The sequence below is a fragment of the Tolypothrix sp. PCC 7601 genome (assembly GCF_025677855.1).
GTDB lineage: Bacteria > Cyanobacteriota > Cyanobacteriia > Cyanobacteriales > Nostocaceae > Aulosira > Aulosira diplosiphon.
Window position 1 is genome coordinate 373,210 of the sequence record NZ_CP064879.1, and the last position, 16,685, is coordinate 389,894.

10 protein-coding genes are annotated in these 16,685 nt (G+C 38.5%); 6 read left to right on the forward strand and 4 right to left on the reverse strand.

The window, feature by feature from the left end:
* The first annotated feature begins 365 nt into the window (after positions 1-365).
* Positions 366-1,745, forward strand: a complete 1,380-nt coding sequence (locus tag HG267_RS01420; protein WP_045870098.1) for a sensor histidine kinase — start codon at positions 366-368, stop codon at positions 1,743-1,745.
* A gap of 785 nt (positions 1,746-2,530) precedes the next feature.
* Positions 2,531-2,737 (forward strand): hypothetical protein, encoded by a 207-nt coding sequence (locus HG267_RS01425; RefSeq protein WP_045869752.1) that lies wholly within the window; start codon positions 2,531-2,533, stop codon positions 2,735-2,737.
* 208 nt (positions 2,738-2,945) lie between these two features.
* Here the strand turns inward: HG267_RS01425 and HG267_RS01430 are convergent, their stop codons facing one another.
* The gene (locus HG267_RS01430) at positions 2,946-5,678 is read right to left on the reverse strand and encodes a DUF3536 domain-containing protein (protein ID WP_045869753.1); all 2,733 of its coding nucleotides are present in this window, start codon (positions 5,676-5,678) and stop codon (positions 2,946-2,948) included.
* Positions 5,679-6,431: 753 nt separating this feature from the next.
* On the opposite strand from HG267_RS01430, the gene cax reads away from it, so the two are divergent.
* From cax to HG267_RS01445, 3 genes are all read left to right on the forward strand, one after another.
* Entirely contained in the window at positions 6,432-7,523 is a 1,092-nt protein-coding gene (gene cax, locus HG267_RS01435) for a calcium/proton exchanger (protein WP_045869754.1), read from the forward strand.
* A gap of 210 nt (positions 7,524-7,733) precedes the next feature.
* The gene (locus HG267_RS01440; RefSeq protein ID WP_190446038.1) at positions 7,734-7,991 is read left to right on the forward strand and encodes a peptidoglycan-binding domain-containing protein; all 258 of its coding nucleotides are present in this window, start codon (positions 7,734-7,736) and stop codon (positions 7,989-7,991) included.
* A gap of 522 nt (positions 7,992-8,513) precedes the next feature.
* The gene (locus HG267_RS01445; RefSeq protein WP_045869755.1) at positions 8,514-9,020 is read left to right on the forward strand and encodes a peptidoglycan-binding domain-containing protein; all 507 of its coding nucleotides are present in this window, start codon (positions 8,514-8,516) and stop codon (positions 9,018-9,020) included.
* 128 nt (positions 9,021-9,148) lie between these two features.
* On the opposite strand, the gene HG267_RS01450 is transcribed toward HG267_RS01445, so the two are convergent.
* From HG267_RS01450 to HG267_RS01460, 3 genes are all read right to left on the reverse strand, one after another.
* Positions 9,149-11,569, reverse strand: coding sequence for a sucrose synthase (locus HG267_RS01450; RefSeq protein ID WP_045869756.1), 2,421 nt, complete (start codon positions 11,567-11,569; stop codon positions 9,149-9,151).
* 1,011 nt (positions 11,570-12,580) lie between these two features.
* Positions 12,581-13,900: an MFS transporter gene (locus tag HG267_RS01455; protein WP_045869757.1), complete on the reverse strand. Its 1,320-nt coding sequence runs from the start codon at positions 13,898-13,900 to the stop codon at positions 12,581-12,583.
* Positions 13,901-14,785: 885 nt separating this feature from the next.
* Positions 14,786-15,133, reverse strand: coding sequence for a hypothetical protein (locus HG267_RS01460; RefSeq protein ID WP_045869758.1), 348 nt, complete (start codon positions 15,131-15,133; stop codon positions 14,786-14,788).
* Positions 15,134-15,394: 261 nt separating this feature from the next.
* Here HG267_RS01460 and HG267_RS01465 point away from each other — a divergent pair, with 261 nt between their 5' ends.
* On the forward strand, positions 15,395-16,294 hold the full coding sequence (locus HG267_RS01465; protein ID WP_045869759.1) for a DMT family transporter: 900 nt from the start codon (positions 15,395-15,397) through the stop codon (positions 16,292-16,294).
* Positions 16,295-16,685: the final 391 nt, after the last annotated feature.

The following is a 16,685-nucleotide window of genomic DNA, read 5'->3' on the forward strand; positions in this document are numbered from 1 at the left end:
ATTCCCTACCGCAACGAATAATTTTACACCTCGGTTATTATTGCTATCCTTTACTAGGATTAGCAATTTTTTTACCTATTTTTAATATATATGGTAATACCATAACCGCAATAATTTCTTAGCAGTCTTGTGATTTTATCTAAGAATCAGGGAAACATAAGTTGTAAGGTCTGAGCAACTTTGCAATTGTGGCAATGGTTGTTTGGGGTGTGATACCAATTCTGCTAGATGAAAGATATTTCATCTGTACAAAACATTAAAACCTGTTCCCATGTTTTTCTTTGGTCTTAATGGTAAGTCTTTAAGTAGAAAAGATATTACCAAAAATTTTACTTCAACGGTAAAGGATTGAAAGTATGCTGGCGATGCATAGCATGAAAATTGCTCATGAGTTGAACTTACAATTAAATTCAACTTTGAAAGAATTACCACTGTGGTCAGTTTACGTTGAGGTAACGCGTACAGTAAATGATTTAACTATTCTATTTAAGGAAGAACCTTTATTACCAGGAATTATCATTACCAGAGATGAAAAATATATAGGGATGATTTCGCGGCAAAGATTTTTTGAACATATGAGCCGTCCCTATAGTTTATCTCTATTTGCATCCCGCCCTACGGAACATCTGGTTAATTTTCTCCAGCCAGAGGTATGCATAATTTCTGAAGATACGCTGATTGTAGAAGCGAATCAGATCGCATTACAAAGAAAGCCCCAACTAGTTTATGAACCAATTATAGTAGAAAGTCAATCTGGGAATTATCAACTATTAGACTTTCATCAGTTACTTGTAGCCCATTCTCAAATTCATGTTTTAACCCTTGCCCAACTTCAACAAGTAGAGGCAGAATCTAAAAGTACTAAAGCAGGTTTTCAGAATCTCAAGCAGAACTATACAAGATTGCTCCAAAATGAAAAAATGGCAGCATTAGGACAACTTGTGGCGGGAATTGCCCATGAAATTAATAACCCAGTCAGCTTTATTGCAGGTAATCTTGTTTATGCGATTAACTACAGTCAAGATTTACTAGATTTAATTAACTTATACCAACAATATTATCCTGAACCAGTAGCAGAAATTCAAATTGCGATCGCTGATATTGAGCTAGATTTTCTCAGTGCTGATTTTCTACAATTGCTTAATTCTATGAAGGTCGGTACAACCCGTATTCAAGAAATAGTTTTAGCTTTACGAAACTTCTCTCGTCTTGATGAATCTGAAAGAAAAAAAGTCGATATTCACGCAGGTATTGATAGTACTCTATTAGTTTTGCAAAGTCGTCTCAAAAACCACCAAACTGAGCAAATAATCACCGTTGTTAAGGAATATAGTGATTTACCATTAGTAGAATGCTACCCTGGGCTAATTAATCAAGTATTTATGAATATTATTACTAATGCTATTGATGCTATATTTGAAAGTTTTAATTTTCCCGATATAACTTGTAAGCTACCTGAATCTTCTCCCAAATATCCCCTAATTCGTATTCAGACAGAATTAATTCATGATAAACTAGTAGTTATTCGCATTGCCGATAATGGTTCAGGAATTCCCAAAAATATTCAAAAGCAATTATTTGACCCTTTTTTCACTACTAAACCTGTTGGTAAAGGTACCGGATTGGGGCTATCTATCAGCTATCAAATTGTAGTTGAAAAACATGGTGGTCAACTACACTATAAGTCTACATTTGGTGAAGGTACAGAGTTTATAATTACTATTCCTATAGAACTTAATGGATAACCAGGTAGCAATTTTAGATTTTGGATTTTGCGAAAAGTTGCGTGTGGGGGTTCCCCCCGTTGAGCAAACTTTTCAAGACGGATTTTAGATTAAAAATTGTAAATCTATTGGGATATAACAAAAGTATTTACTGGTTACATATAACACATCCATATTTTGGGTAATGTCATTTCCAGTAGATCTTGTAAGTACTCACGCAAAATTATTTATGTCATTGCGAGCGTTCGCGTTAGCGTCTCGGAGAAAAGCGAAGCAACCCCAAAACCCTTGTGATTGCTTCACTCCACTTCGTTACGTTCGCAATGACAAATGTATATTTAATTTTGCATCACTACTTACCTCATACAATTGCAATAAGCTGTAAATAAGGTGGAATGTTACTTACTTTAGCGAGATTTAGCTCCCCAACTTTTTGAACAAGTCGGGGATCTGGGCAGCAACTTTTGCTTAAGTAAGTGCTATTTGTAAATATGGTGTGTTATTCGAGTAGGGTTACATATACCCTTTTCAACGAGGGTTCCGTTGTTGGTAATACTAAATTTTGTATAAAAAATCTCATATTTCTTGTCTGTTATCTATACTATTTAGTAGTTATTTTTGAAACACTGATAGGCTGGCATTGGCTCTAGCTATTTTAAATTTTTTGTGACAAAATTTAATTTTTCATTGCCTACCTGAACGAGTATGTTAACAAATCAAATATATTCACCAATTTCTCAAATTTTCTAGATATTCTAGAATCACAAATTGAATTCTTCGCTACATTTTTAAAGAGAGGATAATCCATGACTATTTGGGTAAACGAGCAAATTGATCCGTCTGGCATGATTCATGCTTGTATTGCCTGTTGTGACGAATCTCAAGCAAAAGATTGTCATGAATCATTTGAGCAAAATTTGAGTGACACACAAAAGGCATCTGGTTGGCTAGCACAAATGAGGATAGTTGAGAATTGGGATGATGTTCCAGTTAATGCGTTAAAGCTTGATTAAGTGTTTAGGTTTTTTAAGAATTGGAGAGACGCGATTAATCGCGTCTGTACTCAAGGGTCAAGGGGTAAGGGTCAAGGGTTAAAAGTCAAGGGTCAAAAGTTATTTCTTCTTCTGTCTTTGTCCCCCTCATTTCCCAGTCCCCATTACCCCTTATCCCCAGAGGGGGCCCCGAGTTCCCCAATCCCCAGTACCCAGTCCCCACTCCCTCTTACGCGAACTGATTAGCGATCGCACTCACGTCAATCCCTAATTTTTGTCCTAGCTTCAGTAAGCGATCGCAGCGATTATGTTTTTGTCCTTGGTTAGCGATGCACAGGGGTATGATTTGGCTGTACAAGCAATTAAAGTAGAGTTCTTGGGATCGATGCAGTGAGATGCCAAAGTTAAGCTGATAACCTACATCAATCAACCTTTCTAAGCGTTGGATATCTGCGTCTAAGCTACCATTGGGATCGTACAACAGTTGCCACAGCAAGCGCATAATTAATTGTTCTAATATCTGCTTACCGTCGGGAATATCCAGCTGACAACGTAGATACTTGGCTTCGGTGGCGATCGCTTCTAATTCTACGATGTGGTTGAAACTGCTGTGAGGTTCAGTGATATCTTGCTCTAGCGATCGCAATGTTGTTAAACAGCGATATCCTAAAGCAATTTCGGCTGCGACTTGCAATTCTCGCGGTACAGGTAGTTCATCTCGATGAAAGGCGGCAATTACCCCGTAATTATCTCTATAGGTTTGCGTATAAAGTTGGTCTAATCTTGTCAGTGTTTCCTGACTTAACAGGCGCATCATGCGTTGGCGTTCTTCGGCAAATAGATTTTGCAAGCTAAAGCTTTCTTCCCCAAATAGCTGCGTCATCATCAGGATAGTTTGGGCTGCACTAGCCTGTTTGAGTGAGCCAAATAGCTTTTCTTTGATTTGGCTGTACTCTCTTCTACCCGCAAATGGTTGAATGCAGCAGTGGAAATCCCAACCGCCTAAGTGTATAACTGCAAAAACTAAATCTTCACTTTCCCAAGTAATTTCTGATACTAGCCTTAAATGTCCAACTGCCAGGGTTAATGATCCCATACGTTGCAGTTGGTAATCTAACTCATTGGCGGTGTAGCAGTAAACCCGTTTTTGGGAAATAGAGGAAAGATTGCCCTGAGTATCTTGCCCAGACAGGAAATTCCGTGCTATTGCAGGTTGATGATTAGCAAACAAAGATGCGATCGCATAATGGGCGGCGACTTGTTTACAACTAATTTGGGCAGTTAGTACCAGTTGGCGATAAACTTCTGCACCGTGATTAAATTGCTCAACATTACTAGGTGCTAAACCCAGGCGTTTGATAAAGCCTTTTTCCAACTGTACACCCGCTACATCTCCCGCTAATTCTAAAGCCCGGGCGGCATAACGAAGAATCTGCGTTCCTTCTGGACGAGAAAGTTCTTCAAAAAACCAACCGCAACTGGTAAACATCAATAAAGCATGACGCTGCATTTCCAGTAAACGCAAAGCATCTATTTGTTCGGCGGCGGTAAGTTTATGAGTTTGATGGCGGCTGAGAAAACGGCTGACATTGGCAGCAGAGCGATCGCGGATTACTTTAATATATTCATCACGTGCTGCCCAGGGATCGCGGAATATTTGTCTGCCATATTTCTCATAGACCTCAATTAGCTGATCCCGCAGCCAATTTAGGGCATTTCGTAAAGGTTTACGCCATTTTTGATGCCAAACCCCTCCTTCCCCACCGCAACCACAGTCATCTTGCCATCTATCTACACCGTGGGCGCAACTCCAAGCAGTGATTGGCTTTAATTCCACTTCCCAAGTTGGTGTATTCAAGCTGAGATAGTGAGCATAGTTGGTGACTGTCCAACCGTGGTTAGGAAATTCGCCCTTAAAGGCGTAAGCTAAAGTTTTTTCTGTGCCTTTCTTGTGATGCCCAAAAGTCTCGCCATCTGTGGCTACAGATATCAACTGTGCGGGACGATGATCCCCACGCACAGCCGAACCGATACGTCCTGCTAGATGATGGGAATTGTAAATAACATCGCTAAAACCCATATCCCGCGATATCGGCCCGTCATAAAAGAAGATATCGATATAGGGTAAACCAGCTAAAGATTCTCCCTCTTCTAATGCACCCATACCATGACTGTTGTAAATGGCATTCAAAGGTGAAGATGCAATGCTGAGTGCAGGTTTTAAATAACAACGATAGGGACGGGTGGGATCAATCTGACTTCCTCCAACTTCGTGCCATTCTGGATGGGGATCATTTTCCGTTGGTAGGAGACGACAACGTTGTGCTTGTGATGGCGCGAGGACAATAAAGCGAATTCCTTCAGCCACCAAAACTTCTAAAGTTGCATAGTCTACAGCAGTTTCCGCTAACCACATCCCTTCGGGATCACGCCCAAAGCGAGAACGGAAGTCTTCTTTACCCCAGCGAATTTGGGTGTATTTGTCGCGTTCATTCGCCAGGGGCATGATGATGTGATTGTATACTTGCGCGATCGCATTGCCGTGACCTTGCAAACGTTGGGAACTTTTAGCATCGGCCTCTAAAATACGTTGATAAACCTCCATATCGTAGCGTTCTAGCCACGACATCAACGTGGGGCCGATATTAAAGCTCATATACTCGTAATTATTCACGATATCTACGACTTCGCCACGGTCATTTAATATTCTGGCGAAGGCATTCGGACGATAGCATTCCCAGTGAATTCGTTCATTCCAATCATGGAAAGGAGTTGCACTAGGTTGGCGCTCAATCGCGTCTAGATATGGGTTTTCCCTTGGTGGCTGGTAAAAATGACCATGCACCGTTACATAAACACCAGTTGCCGTTCTCAGGGGATCGCTATCCGGGGTATGTCTGGGATCTTGTTGTAATGAAAATGTTGAGCCAGAACTAGCTGGCAGTTCAGCAGCAGAAGTCATGTCTATTTATCCAAATCAAAAAAACTTACTTGCAATTGTGCTAAAAAACTCGTTTGTGAACCTTTCTTCAGGGGCTTTAATACAAAATCCGGTACCGATAACAACTATGGAATTAAGCCACATCTCTGAGAAAGCGGTTTTAGTATAACGGGAAATCTGCGTTATCGCACAGCCTTTTCCCTAAAGGCATTAAATAATTACCATTTAATAAGCATCTCAGAAAAGAGGTGTCACTATAGGTAGCGCCAAGAAATTTAATTGTCTTTTAATATATTAAACCGCATTTTTGCAGTAAAATATCGACCTCTAGTTATAGTTTTACTACAAGAGATTGCAAATAATACGTAAAACTTAACCTTATATTACATATTTTGCTCAAGAATGAGAACCGTACAATTTCGGAACCTGAAAGCTACGAAGAATTGAGAATTTTTTATTCAAAAACTTTGCATTTCTTAATATCAATGGGTAATTGGTAATTGGTAATTGGTAATGGGGAAGCACAAAATTAATAACAAACGCAAATGACAAATGACAAATGACAAACGACATCTAGTGATTAGTGTTAATCAATGCTAATCTGCTTGTTCAAAGTAGTACTCTTACTTAGGAAAGAGCTTCAGCCTTAAACTAGGGTTTAATAACCAACGCTGATGACTATCTGCAGAATGATGTCAAAATGAAGAGTCCTAGGTACCGAGTGCTAAGGAGCCAGTGCATCTTTGACTGAATACCCTTAACTAAAATGGATCAATGTCAGGTAAAAATCTTATTTTTTTCGTCTTGTTATTGTTTATACCAGTTTCCTTAGCAGCTCACTTCTTGGAGTGGGGAGACTTGATAATTTTCGTGACAGCTGGATTAGCAATTTTGCCCTTAGCAGCTTGGATGGGTACCGCTACGGAAGAAATTGCTGTAGTAGTAGGGCCTTCATTAGGGGGGTTATTAAATGCTACCTTTGGCAATGCTACAGAACTAATCATTGCTTTAGTAGCGCTGAAGGCTGGACTAGTGGATGTGGTCAAGGCCAGTATTACAGGCTCAATTATCGGTAACCTACTGCTAGTAATGGGTCTTTCAATGCTGTTAGGTGGACTGCGTCATAAAGAACAGACATTTCAGCCGATTGTAGCGCGGGTAAATGCTTCAGCTATGAATTTGGCGGTAATTGCAATTCTGTTACCCACAGCGATGGATATTACCTCTAAAGGGATTAGCCGCCAAACCCTACAACATTTTTCTGTGGCTGTAGCCATAGTCTTAATTTTGGTCTACGCTTTGACGCTGCTATTTTCCATGAAAACCCACTCATATTTATATGATGTAGGTATGGTAGAAGCCGAAGTGGAAGAAATCCCTCATAAAAAGCCAAATCTTTGGTTATGGAGTGGCGTACTGCTAGTATGTACGCTCTTAGTAGCTCTAGAGTCCGAGATGCTAGTTGATTCTTTGGAAGTAGCCACATCGCAATTAGGATTAACAGCCCTATTTACTGGGGTGATTATTGTCCCCATCGTAGGTAACGCTGCTGAACACGCCACCGCAGTCAGCGTAGCGATGAAAGATAAAATGGATCTTTCCCTGTCGGTAGCGGTGGGATCAAGTATGCAGATTGCACTATTTGTTGCTCCCGTTTTAGTCGTAGCTGGCTGGATATTCGGTCAGCCGATGGATTTAGATTTCAATCCTTTTGAGTTAGTCGCTGTAGCTGTAGCCGTGCTAATTGCCAATAGCATTAGTTCTGATGGTAAATCCAATTGGTTAGAAGGAACCTTACTATTAGCCGCTTATACAGTATTAGGCATAGCTTTCTACTTCCACCCGGTCATTGATGGTATTGGCTAGTTACCGACAAACATTTTATGCAGAAGCGATCGCTTAAATTTTCATTAAGAGCGATCGCTTCTCAATATTCATCAAGCATCAGGTTATAGCTACCCGCAATATAGTGTGAACTCTTGAGCGTTAATAGTACCCTTCAGGGTGATATTTATCTGGTACTCAATTTGGGATTTGTTAGTTAAAATCGCTCTGAAAGCTCATATGGTTTAACTTATGCAAAATCCTCCCAATCCATCACAGCCTTTGAATGCACGCGCTACAGCTAATCTCAGTTTGCCAACTCTACGTTTTGGCGATTCAGGTGATGCAGTGAGAGTTTTACAAAGGCTGTTATTAGGTAATGGTTACTCTGTGAAAATTGATGGAGTCTTTGGTGCATTAACTGAGACTGCTGTAAAAGCTTTTCAGAACCAGGGAAATATCAAAGCTGATGGCATAGTAGGCTCTAATACTTGGCGCAAGTTAACTTAAATAGTCATTAGCTGCGTAGAAAAATAACATATCGCTAATTCTTAATCTCTGTGTAAATTTATCTGAGTGTATTTGTGTTTTCATCTTATTTACAAACACAAATACACTGAAATATTAAGTAATTTTATTTAGATTTTATAGATTCTCTCAATACTTATTTTTATATTTATTCCACTTGGCAGAAAAATTCAAAATTTAGCCATCAACCATCAATTAACTGCACACCAAACCGCAAAAATTACTTAGTATAAATTTTAGATAATCCTCTTAAAAACATACTGTAAAATATCAGGATTAACTGCGTCTATAATATTCCTTCATAAATAATAGAACTTGCTCATCAATTCCTTAAATTCTTAAGGCTTAATAATGCTGTGTTATTAGCATATTTTTAATGCAAATAGTAAGAAATTTTAAAGAAAACTTCCTGAAAAGATTTTTGAATTTTCCGTATGCATTATTCCGGAATAATCGCAAGTTGGTGTGTCAAAAGGAATATCGGTGTTAGTACAAAGAACAATAATGAGTGAAATTGGCCTGCTGATGACAGGCGTGTTAACAACAGGACAACCATCATTGCCCAGTTTACCGGAGCAGCAACCGCTTCATATAGAAAATGGCTGGGAAAATTCCATACAAGAGCAGTCATCGCAGGTAATTACAGCTGCTCGAGTTACGCCACCAGAATTTATGGAGACAGATGGAACTTCCTTCGCTACCCCGCCATCGATTAATGATAATAAAAAAACTCTAGTTGATAAAAATTATCAGACTGTAATTGCAGACAGTATGAGAGTTAAAGCCAGAGTTAGAAATTATAGTAATCAATTACCAATTATTCGCTTTGGTAGCTCAGGGAGTTCCGTTAGAGTCTTACAAAAGTTGTTAATTTCTCATGGTTATGGAATGCGAGTTGATGGGGTTTTTGGGCCATTAACAGAGACAGCTGTCAAAGCATTTCAAAATCGGCGGAGCTTAATAGTAGATGGAATTGTTGGTAATAGAACATGGCGTGAGTTGACAATTTAGTCAAGGTTAGAGAATTGGTATTAATCGCGTCTGTACAAAAATTGCAGAGACGCGATTAATCGCGTCTGTACAAGAGTCAATAGTTATTAGTATTTACCAATGACAAATGACCAATGACCAATGACCAATTAACGATATTGATGCTGCTCTAATAAATGTTGCGCTCTTGGCTTATAAATTAAGTAGAATAAAGCCTCTATATAGCGCAACAAATCTTCTCGTTTTTCTTGGGAGCTAAAGTTCCAAAAACCATAGATTCTCGCTAAAGAAAGCAGCTTGGTTGTGTGAATTTTCCAGGTATATGTGCTGTAAACTCGCTCAATACTTTTCTGAGAAATTGTCTGCCAATAGCCAGGATTATGTTCACACTTAGTGACAAATTCTATGATTTTTTCGGCAGTTTCTTCTAAATTCGTGGGGTTGATGTAAAACCCATTAACTTTGTCTTGAATAATTTCTAATGGCCCACCAAATTGTGTGGCAAAGGTGGGTACCCCAGAAATCATAGATTCCAAAATTGTTAAACCAAAGGCTTCAAATAAAGCGGGTTGGACAAATATACCTTTTTGATCAGCAATGACGCGGTAAATTTCCCCTGAATCAGTTTTAGATAAGCGCACACCTAACCAGCGAATTTTACCGTGGAGATTGTACTGGTCAATAATGTGATAAAGTTTGACAATTTCGTCTTTTTCTTCATTATCACTTGATTCTTCTACACGCAGTTTGCCTGCTACTAAAATCAAGTTACAATGCTCTTGTAATTCTGGACTCTTACCGAAGCATTCTGCTAAACCTGTGAGGTTTTTAATCCGATCCAAACGTGCCATTGAAAATAGTGGGCGTTTGTTCGGATCGTCAAGTTTACCAAAGATTTGCGAAGGATCATCTAAGGTAAATAGCATTTCTTTAATACGTTGGCGATCGCTCTCTACTCGGTCTTGATTACGGGTGTAGGGAAAATAGTAATTTTCATTCACTCCAGGCGGTACTACATTAAACTTCGGACTGAATAATTCAATGCCATTCACAACATGGTATAAATCCGGCATAGTGAAGCATTTATAAGATTCATACTGTCCCACACTATCAGGAGTACCGACAATTTCTTGGTAGGTGCTGCTAATCACAAAATTGGCAGCATTCATGGCAATTAAATCAGCAGTAAATTGTAAGGAGAAGTGATATTTATCTTCTAAATCATTCCAGTACAAATTACTGAACAAATATTTCGATTTTTCTAAAGCATGGGCAATATTACACTGGGTAACTTTCATGCGTCGTGCTAGTAAAAACGCCACCAAGTTACCATCAGAATAGTTACCAACAATTAAGTCTGGTCTACCGTGAAATTCTGCGCGCAGTTCTTTTTCAGCATCAATGGCGTATGTTTCTAAATAAGGCCAAAACTCAAACCGGGAAATCCAATTTTGCGTCATATTAGGATTAAATTCCCGCAAAGGTACGCGCAAAATCCAGGCGTTTTCTGTACCGTGGACTTTCTCTAAGCGTTGGTTACAAAGAGTACCATCGCTATTGGGTATGAGGCGGGTCAGAATAATTACTTTGGGCTGGACGTTTAGCCCCTCTAAACCTGCTAATCTTGCATCTTCTTGTAGTTGTGTTTCTAAAGACTTAGCCTGATCGAGGACATAAACCACCTGACCCCCAGTATCGGGTCGTCCTAATACTCCTTCTTGACCAAACCAACCGTGAGGAGACACGAGGACGATTTTAAAAATCATCGGAATCCGAGATATGAAGGCTTCTAAGGTTTGGGGATCGGGAGAGTCGATTAATTCATCGAGAATATTTAGAGTCTCTTGGGTGCGTTGCGCTGTGTTACCCCAACCCGGTTCAAAACCCATTGCTTGTAAGTTAAACCGGAATTCTTCATAAGGTTCATTACTGGGGCGAGAACTGACAAAAGCGAGTGCTTTCTTAACTTGTTGAGAAAGCTGCTGCTGGGATTTGATGCGATCGCTAATTAGCAACTGCACGCCATTATATTGATGTAGGCGCAAAAAATTAAATAGGTTTTCTAGCCACTGTTGGGAGTCTTGGAGTAGTTTGCTAGATAGGTAGCGGTTGAGGAAGTTTACCCCTTTACCAATATTTTTGGGGTCGCGGATTGTGGGAGAGTAGTCATAAAACGGCCCAAAGTCTAGTTCTAGTAAATCACCTTCGTTAGGATGAAACCGATTGACTATGCGATCGCGCATATCCAAGAGTTCTTGCACAGTCATTTGTTCGACTTTCAGGTCTTCAGTTAAGCGATAAACTTCTTGAGAGGCAATCTTGGGGCGGATAATAAAGCAGAGGTTAGAGTCCTCTTGAATAATTTCTTGAGTATAGTAAATTAATTGCCCTAAATGAGAAGAACTGCAAAACTCTGCTGATTTTTGGTATTTGGAGCAATACTCGCTATAAACATTAATTATATCGTTACGTAACAAGTATTTCTTTTCTTGATGACGTAACTCACTAATAAAGGAACGTAAATCGCTTTTTTCTTCGCTTTCTAGGAGTGTTTGGATCAATTCAGACATAGCAACTCCACAAGATAATTGTGTATTTTTAACATCAACGTCAAGCCGAGGAAAGTATTATAGGCAAATATCCTCATAGTATTGAGGCCAACCTAGATACTTTACTTAAAGTATCTATTACTAAGTACTTTTGGTTCTAACTTAAGGCATAGAAATTTACATACTTTTTACAGATGCTATCAGTGTAATTCTCTCTGGTAAAAGGTTTGAGAATATTTTATTTATTAGGACAATAATGTATTTGTTTTTGGAATTTGATAATTGAGGTTATATTGCAGATTGAGATGTACTGTTTTGAAAATAGGCATGGGGTATAGGGCATAGGAAAGATAGATTTTCATGCTTGATTGTGCCGAACCCTGACGTGAACGGCTCTCCAGAACTGCTTGTTTCATAACTAAATATAATTGCTGGATTCGCTATCTATTAAGTAAATTTTTATCAGATAGAAACATCCAGCAAACTTTGTTAGTACTATACAGATAAACTACTCTGTGACTTGATTAGACGCTATCAATTAGTAAATAAATCAGAACTAGACCAAAGCTGAGGATCAAAATTCTCAACAAAACTTAATTTTTAATTTTTAAAATCAAGCGATTAAATTGTACTTAGATAAACTAAGATTAATTTTTACTTTTAGCTGAAAAACATGAAGCCAACCTAGCTATAATTACATTACAAAATTATTTGAAGCGGGTCGATTAATATGGCTAACAATACCCAAGACTTGGCTCATGTAGACCACAGCATTGGTAATATGATGATTATCACTTTGCTGGCTTTCTGTGGACTAACTTTTATCATTCTTCTGGGAATCTTCTAATAGTTGACAGTGTTGCGAAAAATTATGTGGAAGCATATAAGCTATCTAGTTGTGTCTGCTTCCACTATTTATTTGGGAATATAGGACTCATATTTGATTTTTGAAATTTATGTAGGATGCGTTAGCGATAGCGTAACGCATCCGTGCCATAGCTGTAAATTGAATTTTGAAATTATTAATCAAAATCAGCTTTCAGGTGACTGAGAGATTAAACCTGTCTCTATATAAATGGGATGTAAGATTTTTTTGATTTGTGGTAACTTTCTTGCAAAATACAAAGCTCCCAACGTGCAAAAAACTCCACCAAATAATAAAGAATTAGCAACTCCAATATAGCTAGCTAAAGCCCCAAAAAATAAATTTCCAAAAGGTAGAATTCCTAAAAAGCCTGTCGTAAATATACTCGTAACTCTACCTCGTTTATTCTCATCTACAAGCACTAGTTGCACAAAATTACTAATCGCAGCTAGAGTTAAAGTATTAGTCATCCCCACGATAAAAATTAACACTAGACAAATTTCTAAACTAGTTGCATGAGAAAACAGCATTAAACTGAGACCAAGAATTATTGTAGAAATTGATATGATTTTTTCTAAGCCTATAGCTTGTCTACGAAGGATTAAATAAAAACCTGCTACTATAGAGCCTAATGCCGAAGCTGTCATGAGAAATCCCATAATTTCAGGATTGCCATTTAAGATTTCTTTTGTAAAGACTGGCATTAAGTTCACATGGGTCATTACCATAAAACAAATCAAAACTTGTAATATTAGCACATATTTAATCGGGAGAAAATCGTAAGCAAAAATAAACCCTTCTTTTAAATTTTGCCAAATATTATATTTGGGCGATATAGATTTAGTAGAAAAGGAATTTATTTTGACAGTTAGAATTGCCGAAATAAAAGGTAAATAGCTAATGCTATCTACCAAAAAGCAGGCAGATGCTCCAATTCTTGCCAAAAACGCACCAGCAATCATCGGACTGACAAACTTAGCTGTATTAATTAAGAAAGAATGAATCGAAATGGCACTATAAGTATCTGCTTTGTTATCGACAAGTCTAGGAATAGTTACCAGACGAGCTGGTAAATCAAAGGCTTTCACAATTCCTTGAAGGATTCCAATAATAATAATCCACTCAACTGTGATCCGTTCGCTGATGCATAAAAAAGTGAGAGTTCCAGATAAAACAATAGATACTATCTGTGTAGTTAGTAAGACATATCTTAAGTTCCATCGGTCTAATAATACTCCTACTAAGGGTGTAATAATTAAGCCAGTAGCTTGATTGCTAAATCCTGCTATTCCAACTAACATGGCTGAGTTGGTTAGCTGATAAACCATCCATACTAAAGCAAATTGAGTCATCCAAGAACCGAAAAAAGATACGCTTTCTCCAATTACAAAACAACATACATTGGCGGATTTAAGCGCAGACGGAATCTGAAAAAAACTTGACTTTAGTCTGTTTTTTTCAGAATTTACTTGATTAAGTTGTGCCATATTTCCCTTTTTGGTATTTACACCCTGTTTAATGGAGATTTTCTGCTAACGTTTATCAGCCTGATTTGCACTGAAAATGACTTATTGAGGTAACTGATTAATTTTGCCCAAGTTTTAGCTTTACTTAAATTTAGGTAATCATAAATTTAGAATACTTATTATTTTTTGACAACAATAGAAAGTAAACCAATTAACTCTTGTGGTTATTGGCTGCATATTTAAATACGATAGATTGATAAAGTAACCGTAGTATTATATAGGAGATAAGATAAAAATCCAATAGAGCGGAACTTATACCAATTTGAAAAAAGGATGCGACAGATTGTAGGGGCACGGCACGCTGTGCCCTCTAGAATATATTGATGCGTCGCGAACATTTTTTGATTTGGTATCACTGATTAAAGAAGCTAGAAGAATTGGGGGATTCTCCCCCAAACCCCCGATTGGGTGACGGTTGCGTCCCCCAATCCCCCTCCAAAATTATTGTTCGGTTTTTTGTTACAGCAGTTTTCATGTATTTAGACCACAGGCTGATATCTGTATTTCTTTGTTACTTTGCGCCTTTGCGCCTTTGCGTGAGATATAAAATTGTGGTTCATTTACCTGAAAATAGCTGTAAGTAATACCAATTGGAAAAAAGAATGCAACCGATTGTAGGGGCACGGCACGCTGTGCATTCTAGAATATATTGATGTGTCGCAAACATTATTTGAATTGGTATTAGCACAGTAAGCGGATGCGTTAGCGATAGCGTAACGCATCCTACGCTGTCATTCATGTATTGGAAACACTATAGATATGCCAATTAGAGTTGTTTATGCATAAATAACTCTAATTGGCTATCGAGAATTTCGTCAGCCCTAATATTTATTACTTGTCCAATATTTACCAATTTTTTTTCAGCAAGGATTCTAACTCAGCTTGTAAAGCGGCAAAATCCGCAACTCTTGCTACTAATAAATTATCCTTACCTGCATCACCTAAGCGCTTTTTCCAATAATCAATACTCTCGGAATTATTTACCCAAAAATTAATGACAGTATCAACTACTTGGTCAAGATTCCAGTTCCATTTAGGTGGCACTGGTTCTATAGATTCCAAGAAGGCATCTAAAGTACAAATATTTGTACCAACGTATTCGACACCTGGTTTTTGTGGTTCTTTCAGGCTTTGTTGATGATTAAAAAACTGTAAAACTGGCGATACTCCTACAATGTTAAAAGTGTATGTCATTCCAGTCCTCCAAATTATTAATCAATTATATGGAAGTTTGAGTTTTATTGGCAATAATTATAACTATAATTTTAGACAAATGCTATCCATAATAAGTAGAATTTTCGTTTATATCTTTAGTATTAGGATTCAGTAACAAATTAGCACTTACGACCTTTGAGTGCTAATTTCCTAATAAAATAAGTAGTGTAATATGAGATAGTTTCAAGCATTATTTCATGGGTGCAGATTATTTTTAATAATTTTTTAAGTTCATCCTCAATGAATGGGCAGGGTGAAGTGGCGGCTTTAGCGGCTGCTGGTTTATGGGCTGTGGCTTCAGTGGTGTATGGGCTTGTAGGGCAGCATATCCCGCCAATACAGCTAAATTTGATTAAAGGAGTAATTGCGATCGCACTATTGTTGCTGACAATTGCGATTACTGGCGAATTGTTACCGCAGATTCCTGCCTTATCGATATGCTTACTCTTTCTTAGCGGTGCGGTGGGTATTGGCTGGGGTGATACAGCTTTTTTGGCGGCGATTAATTACTTAGGGGCGCGGCGTGTTTTACTGTTAGGAACCCTTTCCCCACCAATAACAGCGATCGCTGCCACTATTTTTCTCGATGAACAACTCAATGTCAGCGCTTGGTGTGGGATTTTGCTGACGATTTTGGGAGTCGCTTGGGTGGTAACAGAACGAGTTCCCGGTACTCCCGAGGTTGACTCAGCACATCTGTGGCAAGGTATCGGCTTTGGTTTGTTAGCAACTATCACCAATAGCGCAGGTTCCATCTTTTCCCGCGCCGCATTTGCCAACGCCAGTATTTCCCCCTTGTGGGCTGCTGTGTTGCGCTTAAGTGCTGGAGTGCTGACAATTTTAGTGTGGGCATGGTTTTCCCGTCGCCAGCAGATGGCATTTCCTTATCCCTACTGGCAATCTCGGCGAATTATTTTAGCGAGTTTCTTTGCCGCCTTTTGTGGCACTTATTTAGGAATTTGGTTGCAGCAAACAGCTATTAAACTCACATCTGTAGGTATTGCCTCAACGCTGTTGCAGACTAGTCCATTGTTTGTGATCCCCATTGCGATCGCGCTAGGAGAAAAGGTGAGCGTGAGAGCGATCGCAGGTGTCGGAATTGCGATCATCGGTATTGGATTGTTGTTTTACTTGAAGTAATTGTGATGACTTTCAGAGAATTTACTGGATTAAGTTAGCTCGTAATTTGCTTTCAAAAGGCTGACAATACATCGTGTCAGTGGATTCCTTTAGTCAGCTTTTTGGCAATATTTGACCCCTCAGTATAAATACAGAATCTTTAACTTGAATAAATTTAATTTTCTTTTAAGCTGTGGTATATTCACTATATGGCTATATTCTGCAAGTCAAAATTCGCACAAAAGGATTATTAAGGACACAGAAAAATTTTTTATTGATTAGGAACCTATTCAAAATACCCCAAGCTACCTGCTGTCTAGGTGCTAACTTAGCTATACAGTCCGCATAAAATTGATTGGCATCGAAACAGATATTCTCACTCAACACAGTTAGACACAGAGAAGCTTGTCGT